The 26,405-nt window shown below is 45.4% G+C and carries 23 protein-coding genes and 1 riboswitch; of the genes, 12 read left to right on the top strand and 11 right to left on the bottom strand.

Going from position 1 to position 26,405, the window contains the following annotated elements:
- Together HYR79_01035 and HYR79_01030 are read right to left on the bottom strand one after the other, a co-directional pair.
- Positions 1–565: chemotaxis protein CheW (locus HYR79_01035; protein MBI1820273.1), on the bottom strand; the 565-nt coding region annotated here is incomplete at its 3' end.
- Positions 558–3,233, bottom strand: a complete 2,676-nt coding sequence (locus tag HYR79_01030) for a chemotaxis protein CheW (protein ID MBI1820272.1) — start codon at positions 3,231–3,233, stop codon at positions 558–560. The genes HYR79_01035 and HYR79_01030, both read right to left, overlap by 8 nt.
- Before the next feature lie 620 nt (positions 3,234–3,853).
- Positions 3,854–3,938, top strand: a riboswitch (cyclic di-GMP riboswitch).
- 120 nt (positions 3,939–4,058) lie between these two features.
- On the opposite strand from HYR79_01030, the gene HYR79_01025 reads away from it, so the two are divergent.
- The 12 genes from HYR79_01025 (at position 4,059) to HYR79_00970 (ending at position 16,100) form a co-directional block, all read left to right on the top strand.
- Entirely contained in the window at positions 4,059–5,465 is a 1,407-nt protein-coding gene (locus HYR79_01025) for a sigma-54-dependent Fis family transcriptional regulator (GenBank protein MBI1820271.1), read from the top strand.
- A 209-nt stretch (positions 5,466–5,674) separates the two neighbouring features.
- Positions 5,675–7,723 carry a tetratricopeptide repeat protein gene (locus HYR79_01020; GenBank protein ID MBI1820270.1) on the top strand — a complete coding sequence of 683 codons (2,049 nt, stop codon included), beginning with the start codon at positions 5,675–5,677 and terminating at the stop codon, positions 7,721–7,723.
- A 2-nt stretch (positions 7,724–7,725) separates the two neighbouring features.
- Positions 7,726–9,084, top strand: a complete 1,359-nt coding sequence (locus HYR79_01015) for a sigma-54-dependent Fis family transcriptional regulator (protein ID MBI1820269.1) — start codon at positions 7,726–7,728, stop codon at positions 9,082–9,084.
- A 165-nt stretch (positions 9,085–9,249) separates the two neighbouring features.
- Positions 9,250–9,648 carry a flagellar basal body rod protein FlgB gene (gene flgB, locus HYR79_01010; GenBank protein ID MBI1820268.1) on the top strand — a complete coding sequence of 133 codons (399 nt, stop codon included), beginning with the start codon at positions 9,250–9,252 and terminating at the stop codon, positions 9,646–9,648.
- A gap of 5 nt (positions 9,649–9,653) precedes the next feature.
- Positions 9,654–10,094, top strand: coding sequence for a flagellar basal body rod protein FlgC (flgC, locus tag HYR79_01005; protein MBI1820267.1), 441 nt, complete (start codon positions 9,654–9,656; stop codon positions 10,092–10,094).
- Between the two features lie 20 nt (positions 10,095–10,114).
- Positions 10,115–10,411 (top strand): flagellar hook-basal body complex protein FliE, encoded by a 297-nt coding sequence (gene fliE / locus HYR79_01000; GenBank protein ID MBI1820266.1) that lies wholly within the window; start codon positions 10,115–10,117, stop codon positions 10,409–10,411.
- A 21-nt stretch (positions 10,412–10,432) separates the two neighbouring features.
- Positions 10,433–12,007: a flagellar M-ring protein FliF gene (fliF, locus tag HYR79_00995; protein MBI1820265.1), complete on the top strand. Its 1,575-nt coding sequence runs from the start codon at positions 10,433–10,435 to the stop codon at positions 12,005–12,007.
- 12 nt (positions 12,008–12,019) lie between these two features.
- Entirely contained in the window at positions 12,020–13,018 is a 999-nt protein-coding gene (gene fliG, locus HYR79_00990; protein MBI1820264.1) for a flagellar motor switch protein FliG, read from the top strand.
- Positions 13,011–13,655, top strand: coding sequence for a hypothetical protein (locus tag HYR79_00985; protein ID MBI1820263.1), 645 nt, complete (start codon positions 13,011–13,013; stop codon positions 13,653–13,655). Before fliG ends, HYR79_00985 begins: the two co-directional genes overlap by 8 nt.
- Positions 13,652–14,986, top strand: a complete 1,335-nt coding sequence (locus tag HYR79_00980) for a FliI/YscN family ATPase (protein MBI1820262.1) — start codon at positions 13,652–13,654, stop codon at positions 14,984–14,986. Before HYR79_00985 ends, HYR79_00980 begins: the two co-directional genes overlap by 4 nt.
- Positions 14,987–15,153: 167 nt before the next feature.
- The gene (locus HYR79_00975; protein ID MBI1820261.1) at positions 15,154–15,597 is read left to right on the top strand and encodes a flagellar FliJ family protein; all 444 of its coding nucleotides are present in this window, start codon (positions 15,154–15,156) and stop codon (positions 15,595–15,597) included.
- Complete coding sequence (locus HYR79_00970) at positions 15,594–16,100, top strand: hypothetical protein (GenBank protein ID MBI1820260.1); 507 nt, start codon at positions 15,594–15,596, stop codon at positions 16,098–16,100. Before HYR79_00975 ends, HYR79_00970 begins: the two co-directional genes overlap by 4 nt.
- Positions 16,101–16,119: 19 nt before the next feature.
- Here HYR79_00970 and HYR79_00965 read toward each other — a convergent pair whose 3' ends face one another.
- The 9 genes from HYR79_00965 to HYR79_00925 all read right to left on the bottom strand — a co-directional run bounded on the left by HYR79_00965 (position 16,120) and on the right by HYR79_00925 (position 26,115).
- On the bottom strand, positions 16,120–16,743 hold the full coding sequence (locus HYR79_00965) for a PilZ domain-containing protein (GenBank protein MBI1820259.1): 624 nt from the start codon (positions 16,741–16,743) through the stop codon (positions 16,120–16,122).
- Positions 16,744–16,881: 138 nt separating this feature from the next.
- A complete protein-coding gene (locus tag HYR79_00960) occupies positions 16,882–17,433 on the bottom strand; it encodes a sigma-54-dependent Fis family transcriptional regulator (protein ID MBI1820258.1) in 552 nt (183 codons plus the stop codon).
- A 4-nt stretch (positions 17,434–17,437) separates the two neighbouring features.
- Entirely contained in the window at positions 17,438–17,827 is a 390-nt protein-coding gene (gene flaF, locus HYR79_00955) for a flagellar biosynthesis regulator FlaF (protein ID MBI1820257.1), read from the bottom strand.
- Positions 17,796–18,206 carry a flagellar biosynthesis repressor FlbT gene (locus HYR79_00950; protein ID MBI1820256.1) on the bottom strand — a complete coding sequence of 137 codons (411 nt, stop codon included), beginning with the start codon at positions 18,204–18,206 and terminating at the stop codon, positions 17,796–17,798. The genes flaF and HYR79_00950 overlap by 32 nt, the downstream gene beginning before the upstream one ends.
- Positions 18,207–18,593 carry a hypothetical protein gene (locus HYR79_00945; protein MBI1820255.1) on the bottom strand — a complete coding sequence of 129 codons (387 nt, stop codon included), beginning with the start codon at positions 18,591–18,593 and terminating at the stop codon, positions 18,207–18,209. It abuts the gene before it with no gap.
- A gap of 64 nt (positions 18,594–18,657) precedes the next feature.
- Positions 18,658–19,536, bottom strand: a complete 879-nt coding sequence (locus HYR79_00940; protein ID MBI1820254.1) for a flagellin — start codon at positions 19,534–19,536, stop codon at positions 18,658–18,660.
- Between the two features lie 331 nt (positions 19,537–19,867).
- Positions 19,868–24,202, bottom strand: a complete 4,335-nt coding sequence (locus tag HYR79_00935) for a tetratricopeptide repeat protein (GenBank protein ID MBI1820253.1) — start codon at positions 24,200–24,202, stop codon at positions 19,868–19,870.
- A 2-nt stretch (positions 24,203–24,204) separates the two neighbouring features.
- A complete protein-coding gene (locus tag HYR79_00930) occupies positions 24,205–25,356 on the bottom strand; it encodes a DegT/DnrJ/EryC1/StrS family aminotransferase (protein ID MBI1820252.1) in 1,152 nt (383 codons plus the stop codon).
- Between the two features lie 15 nt (positions 25,357–25,371).
- Positions 25,372–26,115, bottom strand: coding sequence for a class I SAM-dependent methyltransferase (locus HYR79_00925; protein MBI1820251.1), 744 nt, complete (start codon positions 26,113–26,115; stop codon positions 25,372–25,374).
- Positions 26,116–26,405 lie beyond the last annotated feature (290 nt).

The raw sequence follows: 26,405 nt of genomic DNA, 5'->3' as shown, positions 1-26,405 counted from the left end.
TGATGCGCACCGTCGACCCGGGTACCTGGGCAACCGATTCGCTGTTAAGCACGAGAAGGATTTTATCCTGCAGTTTGTATACCCCCTCCACCACGGAGAGGAGTTCATCGTTCAGAGTTTTTGGCGGAGATTCGAAAAGGTCCGGCCGGACCTCAATGACATCCCCAATCTGGTCTACCAACAGGGTGATCAGTCCGTCGGCCGTACGGACCACGACACTCATGATTTGCAACCCTTCCGGCCGAGGAGGAAATCCAAGACGTTTACGCAGATCCATCACCGTAACAATTTCTCCCCGAAGGTTGATCAGTCCCGCAATAACCGATGGGGCCAGCGGGACAGATGTCATCTGCTGGGGAATGAGAATCTCCTGAACCGTTAGAGCGCCAACGCCGAAGAAGTGATCTCCGAGAAAAAAGGTCGCATACTGCCTGTTGTTGGCGTGGCGCCGGTCGGCTGTAGAGGCCCGGCGTTCATTCCTTTCAGCAGACTTGCCCCGTTGTTGGCGCCGATCCCCGCCTCCACGGCTCGATTTTTGGTAATCGGTTGAAAAACCTTCAGCCATTTGAGCCTCCTTTATTTTGAGCGGCTATGACCGGCCCTCCTGCCAGACAGCGCTTTACTGCCTCCAGGACCGTATCGCGGTCAAATTTGATCAGATACTCCGTAAACCCGGCATTTTTTCCTCGTTCCCGGTCCGAGTCGGAAGCCAGAGAGGTCAGGGCAATAATCGGAAGATTTTCATATTTCGATTGACTTTTCATCCGCTTTGCAAGCTCAAGGCCGTCCATTCGAGGCATTTCAATATCGGACAGCACAAGATCGACCTGTTGAGTCCCCAGATAGTTCAACGCCTCTTCTCCATCTTCCGCTTCGATGACCTCATAACCCTCCATTTCAAGGAACGGCCTGAGCTGGCTTCGGAAGAAGCCGGAATCTTCTACCAGGAGGATACGCCCCCCCCGGATCAACGATTTCTCCCCTCTGTGGCCCTTATGCCATCCCGGAATGGCCAACTCGATAATTTGATAGATGTCGAGAAGGTCGACGGTTTTTCCCTGAATGACCACCGACCCGCTGACTCCAGCCTTCCCGTTTGCCGCACGATGGATTTTGATCCGCTCATCGACAATATCGAGAATTTGCCCCACAATCAGGCCGACGCTCTTCTGGTCGTCTGAGAAGACCACCACGGGGACCGTTCCATCTGTCCTCGGTGCCGGAGTTTCTCCCAAAAGACCGGCCAGGCTGATCAGCGGGAGCAACCCTTCCCGGTACTGAACCACTTCTCCGCCGACTGTTTTTTCAATCCTGGCGGGATCGAATTCTTCAAGCCGGGCCACAAGAGAAAGTGGAATGGTAAACCGGTTGTGCCCGGAAACATTAAAGACCAGGAGGCTCTGCCGTTCGCCTTCGGCCGATTCCGAAAGGTCTTCCTGGCCTTGTAAATCCCTGTCTTCCACACCGGACTGGACGAGTCCCCCTTTTTTGGCAATACCGGTCACATCCAATATCAGGGCGACTTTTCCATCACCCAGGATGGTTGCGCCGGCAAATACGGAGAGCCACTTTAACTGCCGTCCAAGAGGTTTTACGACGATTTCCTGGCTGTCGATGACCTCATCGACCACCAGTCCAAAAGACTGTTTTCCGGTTGCCAAAACAACGATATTTTCACCGCCGCCGGATTTCTTCTCTCCGGAAATTCGTAAAACATGTTTTAATCGAAGGAGGGGAAGGAGTGTTCCTCTGAGCCGGTAGAACTCAGCCTCATGGATCATCTCGATCCGCCCCGCGGAATCTTCATCCACACGAACCAGTTCCAGAAGGCTTGCCTGGGGAATGGCGAACAGCTCTCCGCCGCCTTTCACCATCAGCGCCGGAATAATCGCAAGGGTTAATGGAATTTTGATCCAGAGAGTCGTCCCCTGCCCGATCCTGCTGGAAATTTCAACCGTTCCCCCGATTTTTTCGATATTCGTCCGGACCACATCCATTCCGACGCCGCGGCCGGAAACGTTTGTCACTTTCTCGGCAGTCGACAGTCCGGGAAGAAAAACCAGGGCGAGCGCCTCGCGCTCCGAAAGACGGCTTACGGCGTCAGCCGACAGGAGCCCTTTTTCGGCCGCCTTCCTTTTTACTTTTTCCACATCAATACCGGCCCCGTCGTCTGTAATCTCGATGTTGATCTGGCCCCCCTCGTGAAAGGCCTTAAGAAAGAGAACCCCTTTGGCCGGTTTTCCTTTCGCCTTCCGGGCCTCCGGAGCCTCAAAACCATGGTCAACAGCATTCCGGACAATATGGGTCAGAGGGTCTTTTATGGCCTCCAGAAGGGTCCGGTCAAGTTCGGTTTCGGCCCCTTCCATGACCAGTTCCACCTCTTTGTTTCCTGTTCTGGCCAGATCGCGCACCACACGCGGAAATTTATCCCAGACATTCCGGATCGGCTGTAACCTGGTTTTCATTACGGTATCCTGAAGCTCGGTTGTCACCAGATTCATTCGCTGGGCTGTGGCGTTATCAATCGCGTCGTCCCTCTGGCGGACCCTCTGCAAAAGCTGATTACGCGCGAGCACCAGTTCTCCCACCAGGTTCATTAAATTATCCAAAAGGCTTATATCCACCCGGATAGACGACTCGGCCGGCAATCGGACTTGATTTTCCGATGAAAGGCCGGGACCCCGTGTCTCGGCAGACGGGACTCCCGCGCCCGCGGTGTCCCCTTCGGCACGGCCTTCTACAGGCTCCTTCGATTCGGGAGCGGTTAATGACGCGGCCTGTCCAGCAACAGGTTGATCCGCAGCGGGTGTTTGTCCGGACTTGATTTGCAGGACTTGATTCTCCGATGCAAGGCTAAGCAGGGCATCCAGGTTTTCACGAATAGCATTGTAGTTTTTTTCAGGCTCCTTACTGGTGGATTCGATGCTGGCCAGAATCTCTTTGATCGCGTCGACCGCTTCGAGAAGAACCGTGATCGTTCCCGGAGTTACCGGCATCTTTCCTTCCCTCATCCTCGAGAGGACGTTTTCAGCCGCGTGAGCCACATTCTCAAGCTTGGTCAGGCCAAGAAAACCACAGGTGCCCTTAATCGTATGAATCACCCTGAAGGCGCTTCGGAGCAGATCGGCATTTCCGGGGTCCTTTTCAAGCTTCACAAATTCCTGATCCAACTGGCCCAGCCCCTCCGAACATTCCACCAAAAAATCATTTAAAATTTCTTCTTGTTCCCCCATATCACCTCCCCCAGAGCTTAAGTTACCGGTCCTTTTCAAATTCTTAATACAAAATATTTTTTAGCCAACGGATTTTTGTTAATGCATTTACCATGCCATCTAAAATTTATGCGTTGACCGAAGCTTGAGGAAGATCAATGAGGGAGTGTCGAGCAGGGTGTAGAAAAACCTCGCTTCTGTCACCCTGAATCCTTCGCCTGTCATTCTGAGGGAGCAATAGCGACCGAAGAATCTTGTTCCGGTCTTTGGACCGACCGGTCCACAGGTCGGACAGGTAAACTCCGTGAAGGGTCTCTTATCTCACTAAAAATTCGAGATTCTTCGCTCCGCTCAGAATGACAACACCGGAGTAGTCTGACAAAAAAGTGACGCAACAACGGCATTTTATTGACACTTTTTTTGTAATCTGATTTGGATCGCTAGATCAATAAGCGGATAAAAATTAGGGCGAATAAAGCAACAGGACAAAACTGATCAAATTTATATTGTTTATTCTACTAAATATAGTTACAATATCTTCCCAAGAGGAAAGGTGTCTCATCATTATTGGCACAGAGGGTTTGTAAAAACCTAATTTAAACATTAATATTGGGATAATCATTTAGTAGTAAGCTATCCACCTTCTATCAGGACAAACTACCGGTAACGGCAGGACGCAAAGCTACGGATCTTAAATCTATTTAGATAAGATAATAGGTTTTAAGTATTTTCGATGGTAAAACATGATATAGATCATTAATTTTATATGATATGGGCCATTTACTTTTCTCAATCAGACCCGTAAAATTATTACACAATTAAAATTACCGGACGGAGGCGCTGTCTATGTTTGAACCCAGAATTCTCATTGTAGAAGACGATGCCTCTGTCAGTAAAATGCTTGTCGAGCTTCTCAACAAATCAGGCTATCAGACCGAGGCAACCTCCAATGGGCAGGATGCCCTCGATCTTGTCAAATCCTCTCTCTTTCATCTTTACCTGGTTGACCTTTATCTCCCGGGTATAAACGGCCTTGAAGTTCTTAAATCACTCCGAAAAATAGATTCTGAAGCGGTTATTGTCCTCTTAACCGGGTTTGGAACCATCGAATCTGCGGTAGACGCCATGAAAGCAGGGGCGTATGAGTTTGTCTCCAAACCGTTTCAAAAGGATCTTGTCCTGGTCCTGATCAAGAAGGCGCTCGATTATTACCAGTTGAAGCATGAACATCAGATATTGAAAAAGACCGTTCAGGAAAAATACCGCTTTGAAAACATTATTGGAAACGGCCCTGCCATGCAAAAAGTTTTTGAAATGATAGAGAAGGTAACCAGCAGTGGCTCCACTATTCTCATTCAGGGTGAAAGCGGAACGGGAAAGGAGGTTATCGCCAAAACGATTCATTTTAACAGCCCAAGGCGTGAAAACCCCCTTGTTCCTATCAATTGTGGCGCCATTCCAGAATCTCTTCTTGAAAGCGAGCTCTTCGGACACGAAAAGGGAGCCTTTACAGGCGCCACATCATCAAGGCTCGGCCGGTTTGAATTAGCCCACGGGGGAACATTGTTTCTGGACGAAATCAGCGAGATGCCCCTCCCGCTTCAGGTGAAGCTTTTAAGGGTCCTCCAGGAACGGGAGTTTGAGAGAGTGGGCGGAACAAAAACCATTCATGTCGATGTCCGGATTATCGCGGCAACAAATCAAGACCTTGAAGAAGCGGTCCTGGGAAAAAGATTCAGGAAAGATCTTTTTTACCGGCTGAACGTCATTCCCATTAACGTGCCCCCTTTAAGGGAACATAAAGAAGATATCCTCCTTCTCATTGATCACTTTATGAGAAAATTCAAAGAAAAAAACGGCAGAAATATTCAAGATATTTCAAAAGAGGCCCAGAAACTCCTTCTGGAATATCCCTGGCCCGGCAATATCAGAGAACTCGAAAACCTGGTTGAACGTTTAATCACCCTTAAACAGGAAGGTCAAATCACCGTTGACGACCTTCCTGAAAAATGTAGAGAAAAGGAATCTTCAATTTATCTTTCCCACTTCCAGTTCCCAGAAGAGGGAATTAATTTTACAAAGGTTGTGACCGAGTTTGAAATCCACCTGTTCCATCAAGCCCTCACAAAGGCCAACGGCATCAAAAACAAAGCGGCACAGCTCCTTCAGCTAAATCGGACGACTCTGGTTGAAAGACTTAAAAAAATGGAGAGGACTTCCAAAACCTCTCAAGAAGAAGAGATTGCTTTTTAGTCTGTTCTTTGACTCTGTCTGTCAATTAAATGACGTCCTCCCCTGATCCACTTTCTCCTAAAAAGTGATAATTCATTGAAAATTTGAATCTTTTTCCCCTTTTTTTAATTTGGCTCGCTTCTTGCTATTTACTATTCACATCTATGCGTCTTTATCTGATCATTCTATTATTTTTTGTTGTGACAGCGATTCCTCTAACCGCTGACGCTATGAGTGAAAGCGCGTCACTCAAGGAGGAGTCCGCTCCCTCTTCCATTTCCAGAGAAAATCCGGAACACCCCCTCCAGGATGAAGATCAGATCAAAGAAAGCCTTGTTCTATTTGATCCCGGAGATCAAAAAACTTCGCAAAGCTCCTTAAAAACCGTCCTGACCTCCTACCGGGCCAAAGAATTTCAGACGGCATTGAGCGATCTGAAAATCATTCAATCACATTTAACCGGCAAAGAAGCAGAATTCGCGGCCTTCCTCGAAGGAGACCTTTATATGCAGCTTTCGAAAGATGGGGAGGATCAGGAAGCGCAACAGGCTCTCTCGTCGTTCAATGAAGCGATGATTCATTACCAGAAGTCACCCTATACCGTCACGGCATTATGGAAAATCGGAAATATTTATGCAAAGCGGAAACTTTATTACGAGGCCATAGGGAGTTTTAAAAGAATCCTTTCAAGATATCCCGACCATCCTTATGCGTTAAAAGCGAAAATAGGTATTGCGCAAACCTACTCAATCTGGGAAAAGTGGAAAGAAGCCCTGCCGAATTACATCCAGCTCCATCTAGATATCAATAAAGCCCCCCTGCAGGACCAGCCCGGTATTTTAGCGGGTCTTGCGGAATCTCTATTTCATTTGGGGCAATATGAAGAGGCCTACAAAAGTTATGAAGAAGCGGATAACCGGTTTCCAAATTATTTAGGCGCTCGTTCCATTTACCTTTTCCATTATGCGGAAACCTCTTACCAGTACCGCGAATTTAAAAAAACAAAGGAACTCTTTATTAAGTATATCAATGTCTTTCCGCGGGACCCTTATGCTCTAACCGCTTTTGCAAGACTTGAGAATCTTTTTTGGGCTGAAGGTAAAGAAAAAGATACCGCCAACCTGAAAGACCTTGCCCTTGCCCCCTATTTCGGGCCGATTGCGGAAAATCTGACCCGTTTCATGGACAAAATAAGCGAAATCAGGTCTCGTTCGGATAAAAAATCTCCACCTGTTTCTTTTCATTCACCGCTTGTGAGAGAAATCGGGAAAACCGTCTCTGCGATTTTGGAAGAGCCCTCTTCTTCGATAGCAGTCCCTTTTTTCCTATTTATAGAGGCGGAACAGATAAAAGATATTGGAATATATCCGGTTGCCCTCGAGATAGAGGGACAGATTATTCTTCTCCTTCCCGCTTCTCCCCTGACGAAAGAGATGAAAAAGGTGTTTACTGAAACTGTTTCATCCCTGATCAAAAAAGAGAAGAAAGAGTTAAACCCGATGAACATCGCTGAAATTTATTACTCTTTTCCCTCCATTTTTCCGGAAAACGTGATGAGAGGATCTGTCGGCATGGATATCGCAACAGCGCATGCTCAAATGGGCCTTTTTTCGAAATCGATAGCATTTTATGAGGCAGTACCATCCACTCTTTTTTCAACAAGATCCGACGGAGAAGAGCCCTTATTTCTTTATGCAACCTCTCTTTTCGAAGAAAAGCAGTATGATAAAGCCAGACGAAAGTTAGAGTTGTTGATGACCGCCTTTCCAAAGAGCCCCTATCTTCCGCCGGCCGTAGAGCGGATGGGAGATATTGATTCTCTTCAGAATAAGTATTCTTCCGCCGAGGAGGAATACAAAAAATGGTTGTCGCTTTTTCCCGGTCATTCAGACAGGGGGCGCATTTTATCCAAGCTGGCAGGGGTTTATGAAAAACAATCTCATCCGGCAGAAGCGGTAAAAATCTATCTTTCTCTTATGACGTCGAGCCCAAAGAACGACTCAAAAATCTTGAGCGATCTGGGAGAAGACTATTATCGGATGGTGGAATATGAAAAGGCCGCCGAAGTTTTTGTGAAGAGTCTCGGCCTGGACCATCCCGCGCAGCCAGACTGGACAAAGCTGAGACTGGCCCAAACATACGAAGCTCTCAAGCGGTTTGATAAAGAAAAGAACCTTTTAATTGAATTATCAGGCCATTCGGATAACGAGATCATTAAAAAGTATTCAAACAAAAAGATGTCCGAACTGGAAATGAAAACAGGAATAAAAAAAAAGTAGCCATGCCGGTTGTTTATGACAAAACAGTTTTAGTGCTGGATGATGATCCAGGAGTCCGGTTAGCTTTATTGGAAATCTTAAAGCAGGCCGGATATTCCGTTTCTTCCGTTTCAGATGCCGATGAAGCGCTGGCCCTATGCAAGGAAAACCCGCCCGGAGTCATGATCAGCGATGTCAGAATGCCCGGAAAAACAGGCCTGGAGTTCTTTGAGGCTTTAACCGCTTTAAAATTAAATATTCCGGTTATCCTGATCTCCGGTCATGGAACGATTAATTCCGCGGTTGAAGCGATGAGAGGCGGAGTTTCCGATTATCTGGTTAAGCCTTTCTCCCCTTCTTCTCTTATTTCGGCTGTGCATCGCGCCATGAAATCTTCGCTCTTTTCTGATCCTCCGGCACAGAAAGATGAACTTAAAAAACCGGTAGCGACCCAGGACCCCGCGATGTTGAAACTTCTTAAACTGGCGGAAGTCGTCGCCGCAAGCCAGGCGACCATTTTGATCGAGGGGGAAAGCGGCACCGGGAAAGAGCTGTTTGCCAGGCTTATTCATCATCAGAGCCCCCGCGCTCGACATCCTTTTATCGCGATTAACTGCGCCGCCGTTCCGGAAGGGCTCCTGGAAAGCGAACTTTTTGGCTATGAAAAAGGAGCCTTTACAGGCGCTCTCTCAAGAAAACCTGGTAAGTTTGAACTGGCTCATTCGGGAACTCTCCTGCTCGATGAGGTCGGAGAAATGTCCCTTAACCTGCAGGCGAAATTGTTAAGGGTCATTCAGGAGCGTGAAGTCGATCTATTGGGAGGACGCGGCCCGGTGGCGCTTGATATTCGGGTGATTGCCACGACAAACCGCTCTCTCTGGGAAGAAGTTAAAGCGGGACGTTTCCGCGAGGATCTTTATTACCGCCTGAATGTTTTCCCCCTGCGGCTCCCTCCGTTAAGGAACAGGATTACCGATATTCCCCTGTTATCAAACTATTTCCTTCGCAGAGGAAGCGCTAAATATCAGAAACCGGTCCTCCAGCTTTCACCGGAAACCCTGTCGATATTGACTTCAAGAAAATGGCCGGGAAATATCAGAGAACTGGAAAATGTGATGGAGCGGGCAGTTCTCCTGTCGGAAAACGGCATCATCCTCCCCGAACATTTGATGTTTGAAGAAGAAAAATCAGAAAATCAACCTTGCTCTTCCAACTCGACAGGAACGGTTCGGGAAGCGGAACGCGCCCTCATTCTCGAGACATTGGAAAAAACAAAAGCAAACCGGACCCATGCCGCCAAACTCCTCGGGGTCAGTATCAGAACGCTGAGGAACAAATTAAATGAATACCGGGACCGACCCCATGAGGTAAAGGAGATATAAGCCAGGCAAAATATTCCTCATCGGGAAAAATTGATCCGGCTGTGAGAGAAAAAATGAATAAAAAACATGGGAAAACCCCGGGAATACAAATATTTATTGGCACAACTTTTGCTTGTTTATGTAAGGAAGAATTTAATCAAAGTTTAAGATGTAAGGAGCATACCTATGAATATTTTCGGTGAAACAATCAACCTGCTTGAAAAAGCGCTCGATATCCGGGGAGAAAGGGCGCAGGTCATCAACTCAAATATCGCGAATCAGGACACCCCCGGATTCAAGGGGAATGAAATAGATTTTAAAGAAACCCTAAAAAAGCTTTCGGGACCTTCGGAAGCGTTAACGCTTATCCACTCTCATCCCTACCATTTCGGGGTTGTCTCTCCGGGTCAGTCGATCGAACCCTCTCCGTTATCCGCACCCTCTGTCAGATTGGACGGGAATAATATCAACAGTGAAAATGAAATGGCCAAACTGGCGGAGAATACCCTCTCCTACCAGGCATCGGTACAGATCATTTCAAAAGAATTCAATATGATCCGTTCAGCGATCAAAGAAGGGAGATAAGTTCCATGGATATTGAACAATCTTTCAGGATTTCAGCATCGGCGCTCAATGCTCAAAAAGCCCGGCTTGACGTGATTTCGAATAACCTCGCAAATGCAGAGTCTACCCGTACGCCCGGGGGAGGGCCCTACAGAAGAAAGGATGTCGTTTTTGCCGCCTCGTCTCAGGCCAATTCGTTCGAAGAGATCTTAGCCGGCCAGGCCGGCAATTCTTCCGGTCAGGGGGTTGAGGTCGCCCAGGTGATTTCAGACCCAAGACCTTTTAAAAAAGTATTTGATCCCAAACATCCCGATGCCGACTCCGAGGGTTACGTTTCCCTTCCCAATGTCAGCCCGATGGAAGAAATGGTTAATATGATCTCCGCCCTCCGCTCCTATGAGGCGAATGTGACGGCATTCAACGCGACGAAAAGCATGGCGGCAAAGGCGCTTGAGATCGGAAGGTAAACATTAAATAGGGAATTTCTATGAATATTCAGCCGGTACAGCACTCTCTTCCCGCAGGGGAAATCGAAAAGTTCACAGACATAAAAGAGCCCGGAGGAAAACCGTTTCTGGAAATGCTCAAGGACTCCCTCTCTCAGGTGGATCAAAACCAGAAGTCCGCCGAAGAGGCCGTCAAGGGTTTAGAGACAGGCTCCCATCAGAATATTCATCAAACGATGATTGCTCTTGAGAAAGCCGATTTATCGCTCCAAATGATGATGCAGGTCAGGAATAAAATACTCTCTGCGTATGAAGAAATCTCACGCATGCAGATGTAACTCATGAAGGGGCATTAAAGTATGGAACAGATCATCCGAAATTTAATCGCAATGCCTCTGGCCCGGAAACTCGGCATCGTCACTTTCCTCGTCGCCATGGGGTCGGTGATTGTCGTTCTCTGGCTCTGGGCTCAAAAGCCCGACTTCGAGGTTTTATATTCAAACCTGGCATCAGAAGACGCCGGGGTAATTATCAATAAACTAAAAGAGGCCCATATCCCCTATTCTTTTTCTCCGGACGGGTCGGCTGTTTTAGTCCCATCAGACCGGGTACATGAAATGAGGATCCAGCTTGCAAGCCAGGGAATTCCCCAGGGGGGCATTATCGGATTCGAAATTTTCGACCGGTCCTCGCTCGGAACAACCGAATTTGTGCAGAAAATCAATTACCGCAGAGCCCTCGAAGGAGAACTTGACCGGACGATCGGACAGCTGTCGGAGGTCAGTAAAGCAAGAGTCCACCTTGCGGTACCCGAAAAAACTCTTTTTTCAGAACATCAGGAACATGCCAGGGCATCGATCGTCGTGACGCTTCGCCCGGGAAAAACGTTAAATGAGGCGCAGATTCAGGGTGTTGTTCATCTGGTCGCTAGCAGTGTTGAAGATTTGAGCCCGCAGGCTGTTACCGTGGTCGACAATCATGGACATATACTTTCTAAGAACGCCGACACTTCTTCGAATACCCGGTTGAGTTCATCTCAGCTGGATTACCAGCATGCCACCGATAAAAAAATTGAAGAAAACATTCAGACGATGCTGGAAAAAATCGTTGGTCCGAATAAGGCGATCGTCCGCGTTACGAGTTTGCTTGATTTCCGGCAGGTTGAAACAACGGAAGAAAAATTCGATCCGGACAGCCAGACCGTCAGGAGCGAACAGAGAAGCGAAGAAAAAAATTCCGGCTCAACAAATAACCCGGGACCCGCTGGAGTTCCGGGTGTTCTTTCAAATGTTCCCCCGAAGGCGGAATCGAAGGCGGGAGAATCACAGGGTTCTCAAAACAGCGGCCAGAAAAAGAACGATCTTATTAATTATGAGATCAGCAAGACCGTCAGCAGGATTATAGAACCGACCGGAACCCTTAAACGCCTTTCGGTGGCGGTTCTAGTGGATGGCATGTACGAGCCTGTAAAGGGGGAAAAGGGAGAGACGACTTACAAATACCTCCCGCGCAGCGAAGAAGATATGAAAAAACTGGATGAACTGGTCAAAAAAGCCGTCGGCTATTCAGAGGAGAGAAAAGATCAGGTTGAAGTCGTCAATATCCCTTTTGAATCGAATAACGCAACAGTCCAGGAGGAGGCGGTCGAAAAAGAAGGCGCCGGCTCAAAACTGACTCCATGGCTCCCCTTTGCCCGGTATGGAATAATGGCGGTTTTAAGCCTGATTATCTGGATGTTTGTCATCCGCCCGCTTTTAAAAACCCTGACGGCTCCTTCACCGATGACCCTGCCCGCCTTGCATGAGACCAGAGCGGGTTCAATAGAAGAATATGCTAAAACCGGTTTAAACAGCCGGGATCAAATGATTCAACTCACAAAAGAAAATCCTCAGGCCGGGGCAAACGTCGTACGGAAATGGTTGAAAGAAAAATAACTCAGGAGTTCAATGGCGCGTAAATTAAGCGGTGAAGAAAAAACAGCGATTTTCATGACCCTCCTCGGAGAAGATCTGGCCGCCAATGTCATGAAGAATCTGGAACCTAAAGACGTTCAAAAGATTGGCCGTGTTATTTCGAGATTTTCCGACGTCTCCGCAGAGGATATCTCTACGGTCGTCTCGGAATTTTCAGAGCAGGCCTCTTATGGTATGGGGATGAGTATCGGGGGGAAGGACTATGTGCAAAAAGTCCTGATGAAAGCCCTGGGCCAGGAAAAATCGGCGCGGGTCATGGAAAACCTCTCCTCCAATGAAGAGGGTTGGCTTGATTCCCTGAAGTGGATGGCCCCGAAGGCAATCGCCCAGATGCTTCAAACCGATCATCCTCAAACCATAGCCCTCATCCTGATCCACCTCGACCCTGAACAGAACAGCCAGGTGCTGACCTATCTTCCTGAAGCCCTGAGAAGCGATGTTCTGCTCCGGATGGCAACCCTGGAGGAGATTCCTCCGGGAGTGATGAAGGAAGTGGGCGAGGTGATGCAGAAAGAGATGTCCCGGGTGGGAATGGCCTCCGGGAGAAAGGTCGGCGGGGTTAAACTGGTCGCGGACCTTCTGAACCAGATGGGGCCCTCCTCCGAACAGGCTATTTTGGGATCGATCTCGCAGACCAATCCAGAACTCGCGGACAAGATCCGCCAATTGATGTTTGTCTTTGAAGACCTTGTTCAACTGGACGACCGGCATATGCAGGAAGTTCTCAAAGAGGTCAGCAAAGAACAACTGACCCTTGCGCTTAAAGCGGCAAAAGAAGAGGTTAAATCAAAAATTTATAAAAACATGTCCCAGCGCGCGGGTGATCTGTTAAAAGAAGACCTGGAAGCCATGGGGCCGGTAAAGCTAAGCGAAGTGGAAAAGAGCCAGCAGGCTATTCTTAAAATCGTCCAGCGCCTCGTTCAGGAAGGAAAAATCATGGTCGGAAAAGGACAGGGGGAGATCCTTGTCTAAAATAATGAAACAAGACCCGAACGTTCCGGGCGAGGTGGGAGCCTATCAGTTAAGGAGCATGCGTCCCGACTCAACTTCTCAGGCCATGTTATCGGGAGTTCCTGCCGGTGAAATCGGATGCAAAGAAACCGAACAGGAGAGAGAAGGCTATTTCGAGGGATTTGAGGCCGGGCGTAAAGCAGGGTTTGAACAGAGCCTCAAAGAAGCCGGGATAAAATTTCAGTATCTCGAATCATTGGCCGATGAACTGGCCAAAATCAAAAAGGGCATCGAAGAAGGGACTGAACAGGAGATCCTGACGATTGCATTCCTTATTGCCCGCAGGATCCTCAGGGAAGAAGTCCGGGCGGATAAAGAAAAGATCCTCCAGTTGATTAAAGAAGGAATTTTGAAAATTGGACAGGAGGGCCGTTTCACCATCCGGCTTCACCCGGCTGATTTCCAGGTGATCGATGAAAAAGCGCATGAATTTCTGGCAACATCCGCGGAGACCCAATGGCTGAAATTTGAGCCTGACGCTTCCCTTCTCCCGGGGGAATGCCTCGTCGAAAATCATGAAAGAATCGTCGACCTGAGGCTCGACAGCCAGCTCATTCAAATGTTTGACGCCCTGTTTAACGGATCGGGCATAAAATGATTTTTTCGGCTGAAAAATATATTGAGGGTATTGAAAAAGCAGACCTTTTCCCCGTGAAAGGAAAAGTCACACAGGCAATTGGACTGGTCCTTGAAGGACGCGCATCCATTTCTGCCATTGGTGAAGTGTGCGAAATCACCTCTCTCAAAGGAAAACGGGTTCTGGCCGAGGTTGTCGGATTTAAGGAAGAAAAAGTTCTTTTAATGCCGCTTGGAGACCTGAGCGGAATAGGCCCGGGGAGTTCAATTGAACCTAAAGGAACCCAGGCCATGGCCGGGGTCGGGCCCGGACTGTTGGGAAGGGTCATTGACGGATTGGGAAACCCGATTGATCATAAAGGACCTGTCCCCGTTTCTGAAACTTTTCCCTTATATGACGCCCCGCCCGGCCCGCTTGAAAGAAAAAGGATCACTCAACCTCTGGATCTCGGAATTCGCGCCATCAACGGGCTCCTGACCTGCGGAAGAGGCCAGCGATTGGGGATTTTCGCCGGAAGCGGCGTCGGAAAAAGCGTTCTGCTCGGGATGATCGCCAGGTTTACCGAAGCCGACGTCAATGTGATCGCCCTGATCGGCGAAAGAGGCCGCGAGGTCAAAGAATTTATCGAGAAAGACTTGAAGGAAGAAGGCCTGAAACGCTCTGTCGTGGTGGCCGCGACTTCGGATCAATCTCCCTTAATCAGAAGACGGGGCGCTTTTCTGGCCATGGCGATCGCAGAATATTTCCGGAGCCGGCAAAAAGAGGTTCTCCTGATGATGGACTCCCTCACCCGCCTTGCCCATGCTCAGAGAGAAATCGGCCTGGCCACCGGGGAGCCTCCGGCCACGAAAGGGTATACCCCTTCCGTCTTTTCCCTTCTTCCAAAATTTTTAGAACGGTCGGGGACATCTTCTCATGAGGGTTCGATTACAGGGTTGTTTACTGTCCTGGCCGAAGGGGACGATTTAAACGATCCGATTCCGGATGCCGCAAGGTCGATCCTGGATGGACATCTGGTCCTCTCGAGGGAGTTAGCCTCTAAAAACCAGTACCCTGCGATTGATCCCTTGAGAAGCACAAGCCGTGTGATGCTCGACATCGCGGAACCGGCGCATTTAGAAAGCTCAAGGAAATTTTTACAGCTTCTCTCTTTATATGAAAGATCGGAAGACCTCATCAATCTGGGGGCTTATAAAAGAGGGACTAACCTCCAGATCGATAAGGCCATCGATAAACAGGGAGAGCTCCAGTCGTACCTGGCGCAGGACATGCATGAAAAAGTAAACTTTCAGGAAAGCCGGGAAGCCCTTTTCAGGATCATTCCCCCTTTATCTGAAAAACCTGGCCGTTGAGAAGGGCCCAGGTGCAAGGCCGCAGAATTGAGGCGATCGAGGTCTATAAAAGTGAAAATCATAGCTTCGCTGCGGAACCGCTCGCGAGCAAGCTTTGTGGTACATCTCGGAAGCCGAGAGTCGAGAACACAGCAGATGGGTCCTTATCAACGGATCAGGGAAATGAGATGACTTTTTACCGTCCAAAGTTTCAGAGTTTTCTTCAATATTTAAGGTTTAAGGAAGAGACCGCAAAGGCTGATATAGACGCCTCCCTACGGAAAATTGCCGGGGAACAGGAGATTTTATTATCCCTCCATCGTCAGGTGCTGACGGCTCAATCGCTTTTTGAGAAAAACCCTATCGACGGGATTAACCCCGATGAGGCGGCTCTCGCCTACCGGTTTGTCCATGCCCAGGCCGATCAAATCAAGGAACAGGCAAAGAGAGTCCTGGAGGCAGAAAAGGCCTATGAGCAAAAAAAGGCAGAATTTCTTGAGATTGTCCGGGAAAAGAAAGCGATAGAAAAAATTGAAGCGGCGCGGAAGCGGGAATTTATCAATCAAATCGTTAAAAACGACCAGCAGGAAACCGATGAAATCGGGATGCAGTTAAAGTGGAGAAACAAGTGAGCAAAGGGTTCTTCTTTTTCCTTTTTTTTCTTTCCGTCATGGCGGTTGTTCCGACAACAGCCGAAATGAAAGGAGGGGCAATTCAAATCAAAAGAGATGAAATCCCCGATCAGCAAAATGCTCCTCCGGAAGAACTGATTCAGACCATTCAAAAAAGAAAGGCCGAGCTTGACGAGCGCGCCGGGGAGCTGGAAAAAGAAAAACAACGGCTTCAGACGCTAAAAAATGAACTGACCGGACTTCTGGCAAAGTTATCTGACGCAGAAAATCAAAAAAAGAAAAAGCCGGAGGGAGAGGCTGAGATTCAAATGACCCATCTGGCTAAAATGTATGAGGCGATGCCGGCAAAAGATGCCGCCGAAAGAATGGGCCAGATGGAAGAGCCCCTGGTACTGAAAATCCTTCTTAGAATCAAGCCTAAAACCGGCGCTAAAATTCTTGACGAAATGAAACCGTCGAGGGCGGCAAAATTAAGCGAAAAACTCCTTAAAGTCATCCCTTGATCAAAAATCCTGTAACTGTTCAGGACTTGTGTTCACGTTTGAGCCGCAACTGCCTGCTCACAACATACTTAATAATATGTTCCCGGTCCCCTTCCGCCATATCTTTAAACTCCACCCCAACCTCATAGACATAGTCCCCTTCCTCCCGGTCTGAGAGCGGATTGATCCAGGCCACCTCTCCCGCGATGAGTAATTCTTTAAAAGGAACAACCGGCAGGATGAGCTGAAACTCGAGGATCGCGGATAAAGGAAGAAGTTCATCACTGTAAAACTTCAGGCCTGAGGCGCTGATATTCACAATAAGGGACCGGCGGGGAAAGGCCTGCTCATCTTCCGCTCTTGACATCATTTTGATAAGAGAATTAATTCTCCAATCGAGCCAGAGGAAAAGCTCAATAATCTGGGCATTCGCCCGGTCATCATACCGGCTTCCTCTTTCTATTCCTTCAGGGAGAGGGAGGTGGGGAAGCGCGGGAAAAAGGGAGCTTACCTTCTTGTGCGGAGGCCTGTTTTGGCCCGCTTTCCGGTAGAGGGCCGGGGTTTCCGTTTCAACGCGGTAGAGGGCCGGAGTTTCTGTTCCAATCCGGTGATAGGAGCGTTTGTCTTTTCCTGAAACGGATGAATCTGAAGGTTTTTCTTCCATTTTTGAATCCTCTTCCCTAACCTGATCGCATCTTAGCCATGCAGGAAGATACCATGCGGAAAGCCTCTTTTCAACTTCTATATAAAGGGGCGCCGGGTCAGGGGGTGACCTGCCGCCCCTTTTATCTATGGATCAGGATTAAACGGGGCCATGTTTGATGTAAAGCCGCGACAATCTCAGCTTAATGTCCTCCAGGAGTTCCAACAGGGACCCCTCATCCCCTCTTCTTTCAACAATCCCTTTTTTAACCTTTTCAAAAATAAACCTTAACTCTTCGAGAATTTTCCGGTTTTCCCTGATTATCCTCAGTTTATCAATCCCTTTTTCAACCATGATGGTCATTTCATCCAGGCGAAAAGGCTTGGTGAGATAGTCATACGCTCCTCCCCTGATGGCATCAATGGCATTCTCCAGGGTCCCATACCCGGTCATTAAAATAACCATGGTATCCGGGGAGAGTGTTTTGATTTCCTTAAGAAGCTCCAGGCCGTCCATTTTGGGCATTCTAATGTCGGTAATGACGAGATCAAAGGGCGAGGCTTTCAATAATTCCAGGGCTTGAAAGGCGCTCTCTGCGGTCTGTATGGTTAATTCTTTGTTTGTTGAAAGGAGGGTTTGCATGGCCCTTCTGGGGCCTTCTTCATCATCGACGATGAGAACTTTAAAGAGCTGATTTTCAAAACCATCCACTGTCTCAGCCCTGATTGCCCAATGAGACGCTAAGACCCGCGGCGATGTTATGATTGATATTGATAATGGATGTCAGCTTTTCAGAGGCAGGGTCGGCCATTACATCAAAAATGGTTTTATCTATAAAAACACTCAAGCTTAATATATCTTCCCGTATCTTTTTCGGAAGGGGATGTTTGGGATTGGATAGCTCAATTTGGAAAAAGGTCCAGAGTTTCTGGTTAAACCCAAGCGCTTGATCAAGCCGTTCTTTATGCCCGGTTTCATTCCACTGATCCCGGCATTCAATTAAAAGCTGTGCTCCCCGATTAAGAACATGGGCTTCAAGATCACGGCCGTCGAGAGTATTTCTTTCAACTGCTTCATACGCCTTGAAAAGATTTTGTACCGCCATCTATTAACTCCTTTTCATATTGAATTAATCGTTGCGTCAATTTTAAAGCTCTATAATAGTTACCGATCAATATCTGCTCGCTGACCTTTTGAATAATCGTTGTTGTACTGGGGGCGGCTTTTACGACCTCTCCGACCCGTTTCCAATAATTTTTATGGTATTCAGACAGATGCTCTTTATCCATATACATCAATTGAACCGTCAGATAGATTCTTTTACAGGGGGTATCGGCGCTCTTTTCGGTTAGAATATCTTTTTCCCTTAAAATCGGAACATCATTGACCACCACCAGATTAACCCGGCTCTTTTCCTCATTGACGACCACCGCTCCATTGATAAATATCCGTTCTTTCGGTTTTAACGTCACCTTAAGCGGCATTTATCCCTTTAACATCCGAAGAAATTCTCTATTCACTTGAGCTAACCCGCTCTCTCCCTGAGAGGAGATATTCTCCCTTACTTCGAGACTTTTTGAATTTGCCGTCAACGGATTCATATCAGCGAGGTTGATCCCTTTCCATTCCAATTGAGCCTTCATCTGTTCAAGAATCACCCCTGTCGTATCTTTAATATTATTCACCAACAGAGCGTTCTTTAAAGCAAAGTCTAACATATCATTGATCACGACGGGAGGATAAACCTTATTTTCTTTCAGGCTCTCCCCGGTCTTTCCGTCTTTTGCCTGACCAACGTAGAGGGAAGCGTTTTTTCCCAATCTGTCGGTTTGTGAAAAAGTGATTTCTACAGAATTGTTTATTGTAGGCATTGTTTAACTCCTTAAAAAATAAGGCGGGGGAATCTTTTCCCCCGCCCCAATTCAAGAGTTATCGTTACGAGAATAACCTCAAGACCCCCTGAGAGGCCTGAGAAGCCAATCTGAGAGAGTTCGTTGCCAGCGCCTGCTGTGTCTGCAGAGCCAGCATGTTAGCGCTTTCCTTGTTCATATCCGCCAACGTCAGTTTATCAGCTCCCTGACTGAGCACATTCACCATATTGGCTGTAAAATCAATACGGGCCTGGATAACAGACAAATTCGCAGAAAAAGTTGCCGATGTCGTCTGCAATGTTGATAAGGCCGTATCAATCGTTGCAATATCAGTATCAATATTGGCCGCAGTGGCCCATCCACCCGTAGCTCCTGCCGTTACAGTACCGGTTGTGGCTTCTGTTGAAATCGTTCCCCCGGATTTGATTGCGAGTGTCACCACCGAACTGTACACACCAGCAACCGTAATCTTGGAATTGGTATCGGTGGTGCTGAAGTTGACCGTCAGGGAGTCGGCCGCAGTTAATCCTGCATTGGCTAACAGGTCTTTTCCCTTATAGTTGGAGTCCTGAGCCATTTTATTCACCTGAGTCAGGATATTGACATAAGAGGTTAATTGACTCGCCAATGCGGTGGTATCGGTGAGAGACTTCGCCGCCGTAGCAATACCTTTGGCAGATTTAAGAAGCAATACCATCCCGGAAATACCATTATCCGCCGATTTAACCAACTGAAGAGCTTCATTCATATCTGATTTTAAACCTGAAAGACCACTTGCGCGCGACGTGTTATTTTGAGCGGCAAAATACTTGGTCGGATCATCTAAGGCTGAGTTGACAGCCTTACCGGTAGATAATCGGATTTGGGTGGCGTCAAACAAAGATGCATTGTCTTGTAATGAAAGCACACTCGCACGCATACCTGCTGTTAAAGAAATTTCCATTGTGTTTCTCCTTTTCTAGGATTAACCTGGCAGTTCTTGCCAGCATTAAAATTAACTTGATTGAGTTATTTAAACATCTCTTCCCATCTTCCAAGGCTTTAATCCGGTCTTAACTTTTGTCTTTCACCTCTTTTCTGACCCCTGAGTTTTCTGCCTCATATAACTTATCGGAAAGACTCAATCAAAACTTTAATTAAAAATCAACTTCAGATTTTATAAATAATATAGTATTTTCAATGACTTATGATTCTTCAAGGGAAATTCCCTTCTGAATCGACAAAATTCATGTAAAAGATTAGCCCCTGGACATCTATTCTTTTTTTATAGAGGATTATACGGCTTTCTTTCCATGGACAAACCCCCGGCAATAAGGAAGTGTTTTAGGAGACTCATCGAGTTTCCATGCCCGGGTCTGGGTAAAACCAGCGGCCGCAACTATTTTTTCAAAACAAAGCAAGGTTGGAACCCACCAGTTCGTATTGTTATTTCCATATTCTTTGCCAGGATAAAATTCCATCACCATCTGCCCCTTATAACCCTGGTTTAACCCGCCACGATAAGGACTAAAATCATCCAGGATGGCGCTTTCTGCATAAATCTCTCCGTCACATACCGCCGAAAGACGGTCAAGCGCCACTAGAGGGTGGCGAAGATGATAGAGCGTTCCAAAAAAGAATACAAAATCAAATCTGCCAAATTGCTCTTCCGTAATATCGTAAACCGACAGATCAAAACGCTTGCAGATCTTTTCACTATATCCCAGAGCCTCCCGGCACAAATCAAAAGTCTCCCATGCCCGACGACTTGAATTTTCCAGAGAACCAAGAAAGTCTGAGAAATCGTCTATTGCAACGACTTCCCTTGCACCCCGTTTTAAAGCTTCAAAGGTCCAGTAGCCGTCCCAGGCACCCACATCCAAAACCCGTTTACCATCTAATCTTTCGGGAATCCCATAAGAAGCAGGATTAAGAGGTGCCCAGCCCGGGGTGACAACTCCGCCTGGAAGCTCGATTTTGTGGTACCAGAAAGGAAAAGTACAAACCTTTGCAGTGATAGATTCAACTGCAGATTGATCCTGAACCACTCTTTTCTGCAAATCATTTTTCCCATCAGATTCGTTCCCCAGAATAAATTGAATCATCTCTTTTTCGTCTTGCTTCCATTGCCGATATCCTTCCTCGGCGTATTTTCTAGCGTTTTTCCCCATTTCTTCAGCCTTGCTGAAATCAAGGGGGACGGGATTTTCAGGATCGTACAATAAGCCATTTTCGCCATGCTTGATGTATTCATTCATGGTGGGATTATCTGGAGCAACGACACATTTTCCCATTGCCATGGCTTCCAGGAAAGACATGCCAATTCCCTCGTTAAGCCTCGGTGCGAAAAAAATATTGGATGCATTGAGAATGGACAAATATTCTTCCTTGTTTGAAAACCAATTTGTCATGGTTATTCCAAATTTTTTCAGGTCATCACCAGAGGGTTTTTCAAGGGAAATTGTTTTCGGATTATCAACAGCACAGTGGAGGTGAAATTTCTCAAAATGGGTCCCCTGAATCAGTTTTTTAATGGTACTCCATCGAATGTGATTGGTTCTTTGCCAGAAAAAGCCGGATAAATCGTTAAAATGAGGCGCTGGATCTGGAAGGGTCGAGGGGGATATATAATACTGAACAAGTTTAGAATTTAACCCCAGTTGGAGAAACCTGTGGTGAAATATCTTTGAGAAATTAATAAATTTTACATGACTGAATTGCTTCAAGTAGGAATCGGAGAATTCCAATGCATCATCGTACATCGGAATGATAACAATGTTTTTAACGTTCAGTGCGATTAGTTTCCTTATTCCATAAATTTGTTGAAAGAAAATAACCGTATCATAGTTCTGTGTTGCAATATTTGTGAAATCAATCGTCCCATCATCCCAGTAAACGTCGACAGTAAAATACCTTTTAAAAATCTCGATCAATTCTAAAGTGCTTTTCGTTCTCTGATGAAAAGCCAAATCAATGAACGCCAGCTTTTTATTCACCTGAGGATCCTGAACCTCAGATGACTGCGAGACTGAAAGCCCCGGAAAGTTGCCCCGATCCGGCTCCGTTTTCTTTTTTAATTCTTCGAGATTTTTGAGAGCTTCGGCATAATCGGGCTTTAAGGCAATGGCCATTTCATAGCAGACTCGAGCCTCCTCACGGCGCCCCAGTTCATTGAAAATAAAACCAAGATTATTATGAGCGACGGCATCATCAGGTTTGATCGCAAGAGCCTTAAGGAAGAATTCCGATGCTAATTCATTTTTTCCCTTTTGAAACGAAATAAGGCCAAGATCATGCATTGAATTGAAATTCTTGGCATCTCGAATTAAAACCTCATGATAAATGGCTTCGGCATTATCCACCTGACCGGCCTGAAGGTGTTTTTGAGCTATCTGAATAAGGGAATCTGCGCTCTCTCCCGTTTTTCCTTCTAATCTAAACTTCTCCCTCACTGGTGAATCAATTGTCTGCTTTATCCTGGCATCCTCGTCAATCCTTTTAAATATAAAACTATGCCCCTCAAAATTTTTCAGGCCTCCCCATTCTCCGAAATTCCTATAATAGACCTTTTCAAATCCGTGCTTATTCATGGCTTCTATAAGGTCAATGTCAGTAATCCCCCATTGCCAGACGTTATGAATATCACGATATATCCTGTTGTGAGAAGGATGGATCTGATACATTTTCTCCAATAAAGATTTGTATGGTTCTTCTTCTCTCCTGTGCGGAACATTTTTGAAATATTCTTCTTCACCAAGATCAAGAAGCCTGATGGTGTTAGGCCCTAAATACTGCTGATTATAAACAATAAAATATTTTATCTTTTTTGACAATTTATTAATAATTTCATCCCAATCCGGGGCCACCTGGTGTAAAAGCACATCAAATAAAAAGACAGCGTCTACTCCTGCTATCGTTTCAGCAACAGAGTCGCTGCCGAAATTGGCTTTCAAAAGCCTCAATTGCGGAAATAATGGTTGTTGTGCCTCAACGAATCTCGTGAAGTCTGTATCTACTAAATAAGCCCTATCTATTTTATATTTCTCCAGAGCGTAAAAAGTATATCCGCCATCTACACCCCAGACCCCGCCAAGATCAGCGAAGGACTTTATATTGAAGTGCTGACATGCGTAATTGATCAGGTCCATTTTTTCGGTCATGAGGTTTCCCAAACCAGCTCTCTTACGAATCAAAAGTTGATCCTTTTCTTTTCTTTTTAATTCTTCCAGATTTTTTTCTGCTTCAGCATAGCCCGGCCTCAACTCCATCGCTTTTGTAAAGAGATTGAGCGCTTCCCCTATTTTTCCTTGATTTTTCAAGAGAGTTCCAAGGTTGCAATACGCTTCGGCATAGTCTGGTTTTAATGCCAGGGCCTTTTCATAACAGGCTTTTGCCTCCTCATCACGCCCTTGTTCATAAAAAACTACTCCCAGATTATTATGAGCTTCAGTATAATCCGGTTTAACAACTAGAGCCTTAAGAAAGAATTCTGCCGCTAATTCATTTTTACCCTTTTGAAATGCAATAACCCCAAGATTATGGAGTGCTTCGATATTTTGAGAATCCTCAGTTAAAACGTCCCTGTTTTGAAGTTCTCTGATATGGTCTTGTTGTTCTTTTATAATCCGGCTCTTATTTTCAATATCCATCAAAAGGGGGTTCTTTGCCGAAAGGTTAACCAGATCCTTGTATCCAAAATTGTATTTCTCCTTGATTTTTCTAGCTATTTTTTCTTCACCAAGAAGTGAGTAAATCGTATCTAAAGCAAATCGGAAATAAACAGGATTGTTTTTTACATCAAGGGCTCGCAACGCTGTCAAAAATGGAACTAAATCATCATCACAAATTTCAGGATCTTTTATGGCATCTGGAAAAATCTTATCGTAATCTTCTTTCGTAATAATAAGAAATAATCTCAAAGCTTTTTCGAACTCAAACACACTTCTAATATGGACTTCAGGACGATTTCCACTCGCATTCAATTCACCATCTCGAACTCTAAATTTTATCAAACATTCAGGCATCACATAAATTTCATATTTAAGGCAGATTCTTACCCAGAATTCAAAATCCGGAAGCTGGACTAATCGCTCGTTATACATTCCGATTTCTCTATAACATTTATTTCGAATGAGAACGCTTGGATGACAAAGGCAGTTTCCTTTGTAAAAGAAAACATTTAACCATTCAAACCGACTTCGGTTCGGTTGGTTGAAAATACTACAATAAAAATGACTTTTATTGCTGAAGTCATTACCTTTTTCATTAATTATCCTTGCCTGCCCGAATACGGCAGAAATATCGGGATTTTCATCAAGGAATTTGACCTGTTTTTCAAGTTTATCAGGTAAAAACAAATCATCTGAACTCAACATCGCAATATATTCACCCTTTGCTTCTGTAACACACTTATTCGCGGAGACGCAGGCGCCCTGATTTTTCTCAAAAATAAAAAGTCTTATTCTGGGATCTCTGAATTTTTTAATCTCATTTACGGTCCCGTCCGTGGAGCCATCATCGGTAATGACTATTTCGAAATCCTGAAATGTCTGATCCAAAACACTTTGAATCGCTTCGGCAACAAATGTTTCATGATTATAGGAAGGAATGATGACACTGACTTTCGGCATTTTTAATTCTTCCTCCCTCTAAAACTTTTTAAGATATCGCATATTCTTTCAACATCGCTCACGGAAAGCCCTCCGTAAAACGGCAAACAGATAACGGAATTAGAAATCTTTTTTGCCACAGGCAGATTCGATGGATTTGACGAAGGAAGATGCTTGTAACAGGTATAGTCACTACATAATGGATAAAAGTATTTCCGTGTAAAAACATTATATTTTTTAAATTCCTGATAAACAAAATCCCTGGAAGCTCCAAAAATATTCTCATGAATTCGAACAACAAAATATTGGAAGCTTTTTTTAACTCCAGGGATATCATTTGGTAAAAAGGAGAGCCCTTCCACATCATCGAGACATTTCTTATAGGCCTCTAAGAGAAACTCTCTTTTATTTCTTTCTTCCTCCACATAATCCAAAACAACCAATCCTATGGCTGCCTGTATTTCATTCATTTTACCGTTAATTCCAGGCATCACCACCTCTTCTTCATTCTTAATGCCGAAATTCTTTAAAAGGTCTATTCTTGCTTTCAGATGACGATCTTTAAACGCAAGAGCTCCTCCCTCTGCAGTATGAAAGAGTTTAGTGGCATGAAAACTGAACATTGAAATATCTCCGAATGTTCCAATCCCCCGCCCGTTAATTTCAGCTTCAAAAGCATGCGCCGCATCATAGATGACTCTCAGACCATAACGATCTGCAACTTTCTGTATTTTTAGAACATTACAAGGGGTACCAAAAACATGGACCCCTAATATTCCCGTTGTTTGTGGTGTTATCATAGACTCTATCTTTTCAGCATCAATGTTCATTGTAATTGGATCAATGTCACAAAACACCGGCCTAATGTTGTTCCATGACAAGACGTGTGGGGTTGCGGGAAAAGTAAAAGGTGTTGTAATCACTTCACCCGAAAGGCGCAAACTTTGACAGGCAACGATCAACGCTAAAGTTCCATTGTTAAAAAGAGAAAGATTCGGAACTTTTAAAACTTCTTTTATTTTTTTTTCAAAAAGGTTATGCTGGGGCCCGTTATTTGTAAGCCATTGTGAATCCCATATCTGCTCAAATTTTCTAACGACATCCTTCAAATCGGGCAAAAGAGGACGAGTCACATGAACAGGTTGTTTAAAGGCAATTACTTTTTTCGCTCGCATCTTTTTATCCAATGGTCATTTTTTTCTAAATACCAACAGCTCTAACCTACTAACACCTTTGATAAAAGAATTTTTGTATTTATTTTCCATTTCTTTTGCAAGTACATTAACAGCGTTATCCCATTTAGGTATCTCTGGATAATTAATAATTGCATTAAAAACTCTGGTGATAAAAAAATACAAGCTAAAATCTCTTGAAAGCTCCAAATCAAAATATTTTGACGTGTACTCTAATAACTCATCTTTTTCAAAAAAAAGGTTATGCCACTTAATTTCTATCGAAGAGAGATTAAAATCTTTTCTAATTTCATTTGTTTTCCCTGTGCCTCCAACAAATCCTTCCAGCATAATATATTTACCTTCATCTTCGAGTAGTGAATGAATTCTTTTTATTACTTCTTTCTGTTCCTCAAAACTTTCCAAATTAATAAGTGAACGTTGAGTAATGACTTTCGTGAATCTCTCATGGAATCTCTCGCAAGAAATATCACGAATATCCATCTGAAAAGATTTTATGTTACTATTTTTCTGTCTTAACTTTTCCAATCTCGAGATCGAAAAATCAACTGCAATTAACCGTTTGACTTTTTCATGATACTTTACAGTCCCTTCTCCTTCGCCACATCCAAGATCAACCACTCTGTCATTCTCATTCAAAAGCTCAAGAATTGAGTTAATTTCTATCTCAAGCAGGTTTTTATCATACATCGATTCTGTTGAAGGATTTTCCCAATATTTTCTGATCTCTTTATTCTTCACTATCTTAGTTTTTCCTGATTATTTAGCGGTGTCACTTACACGTTACAGCTCTGCACCCGAAAGTGTTCTATTCTCACATTATTGTAAATTAGGGTTGTAAAAAGGATCCCCGTTCGCAAACGCAAATCCACATTTTTTATTAAACAACGCTTCCTCTCTTTTAAACTCCGTTAATTTCTCAGGAGTATCAATATGTCCGCGGGAAAGGCATTCATGATGGTAAAGTTCCGCAAAAGGGGTATAAACAATGAGGTAGCCTTTTGTCTTGACCCTTACACAGAGTTCCACAT

The sequence above is a fragment of the Nitrospirota bacterium genome, from assembly GCA_016178585.1.
GTDB lineage: Bacteria > Nitrospirota > Nitrospiria > JACQBW01 > JACQBW01 > JACOTA01.
Note: the sequence above shows the minus strand (reverse complement) of the source record. Positions and strands in the feature narration are given on the sequence as shown.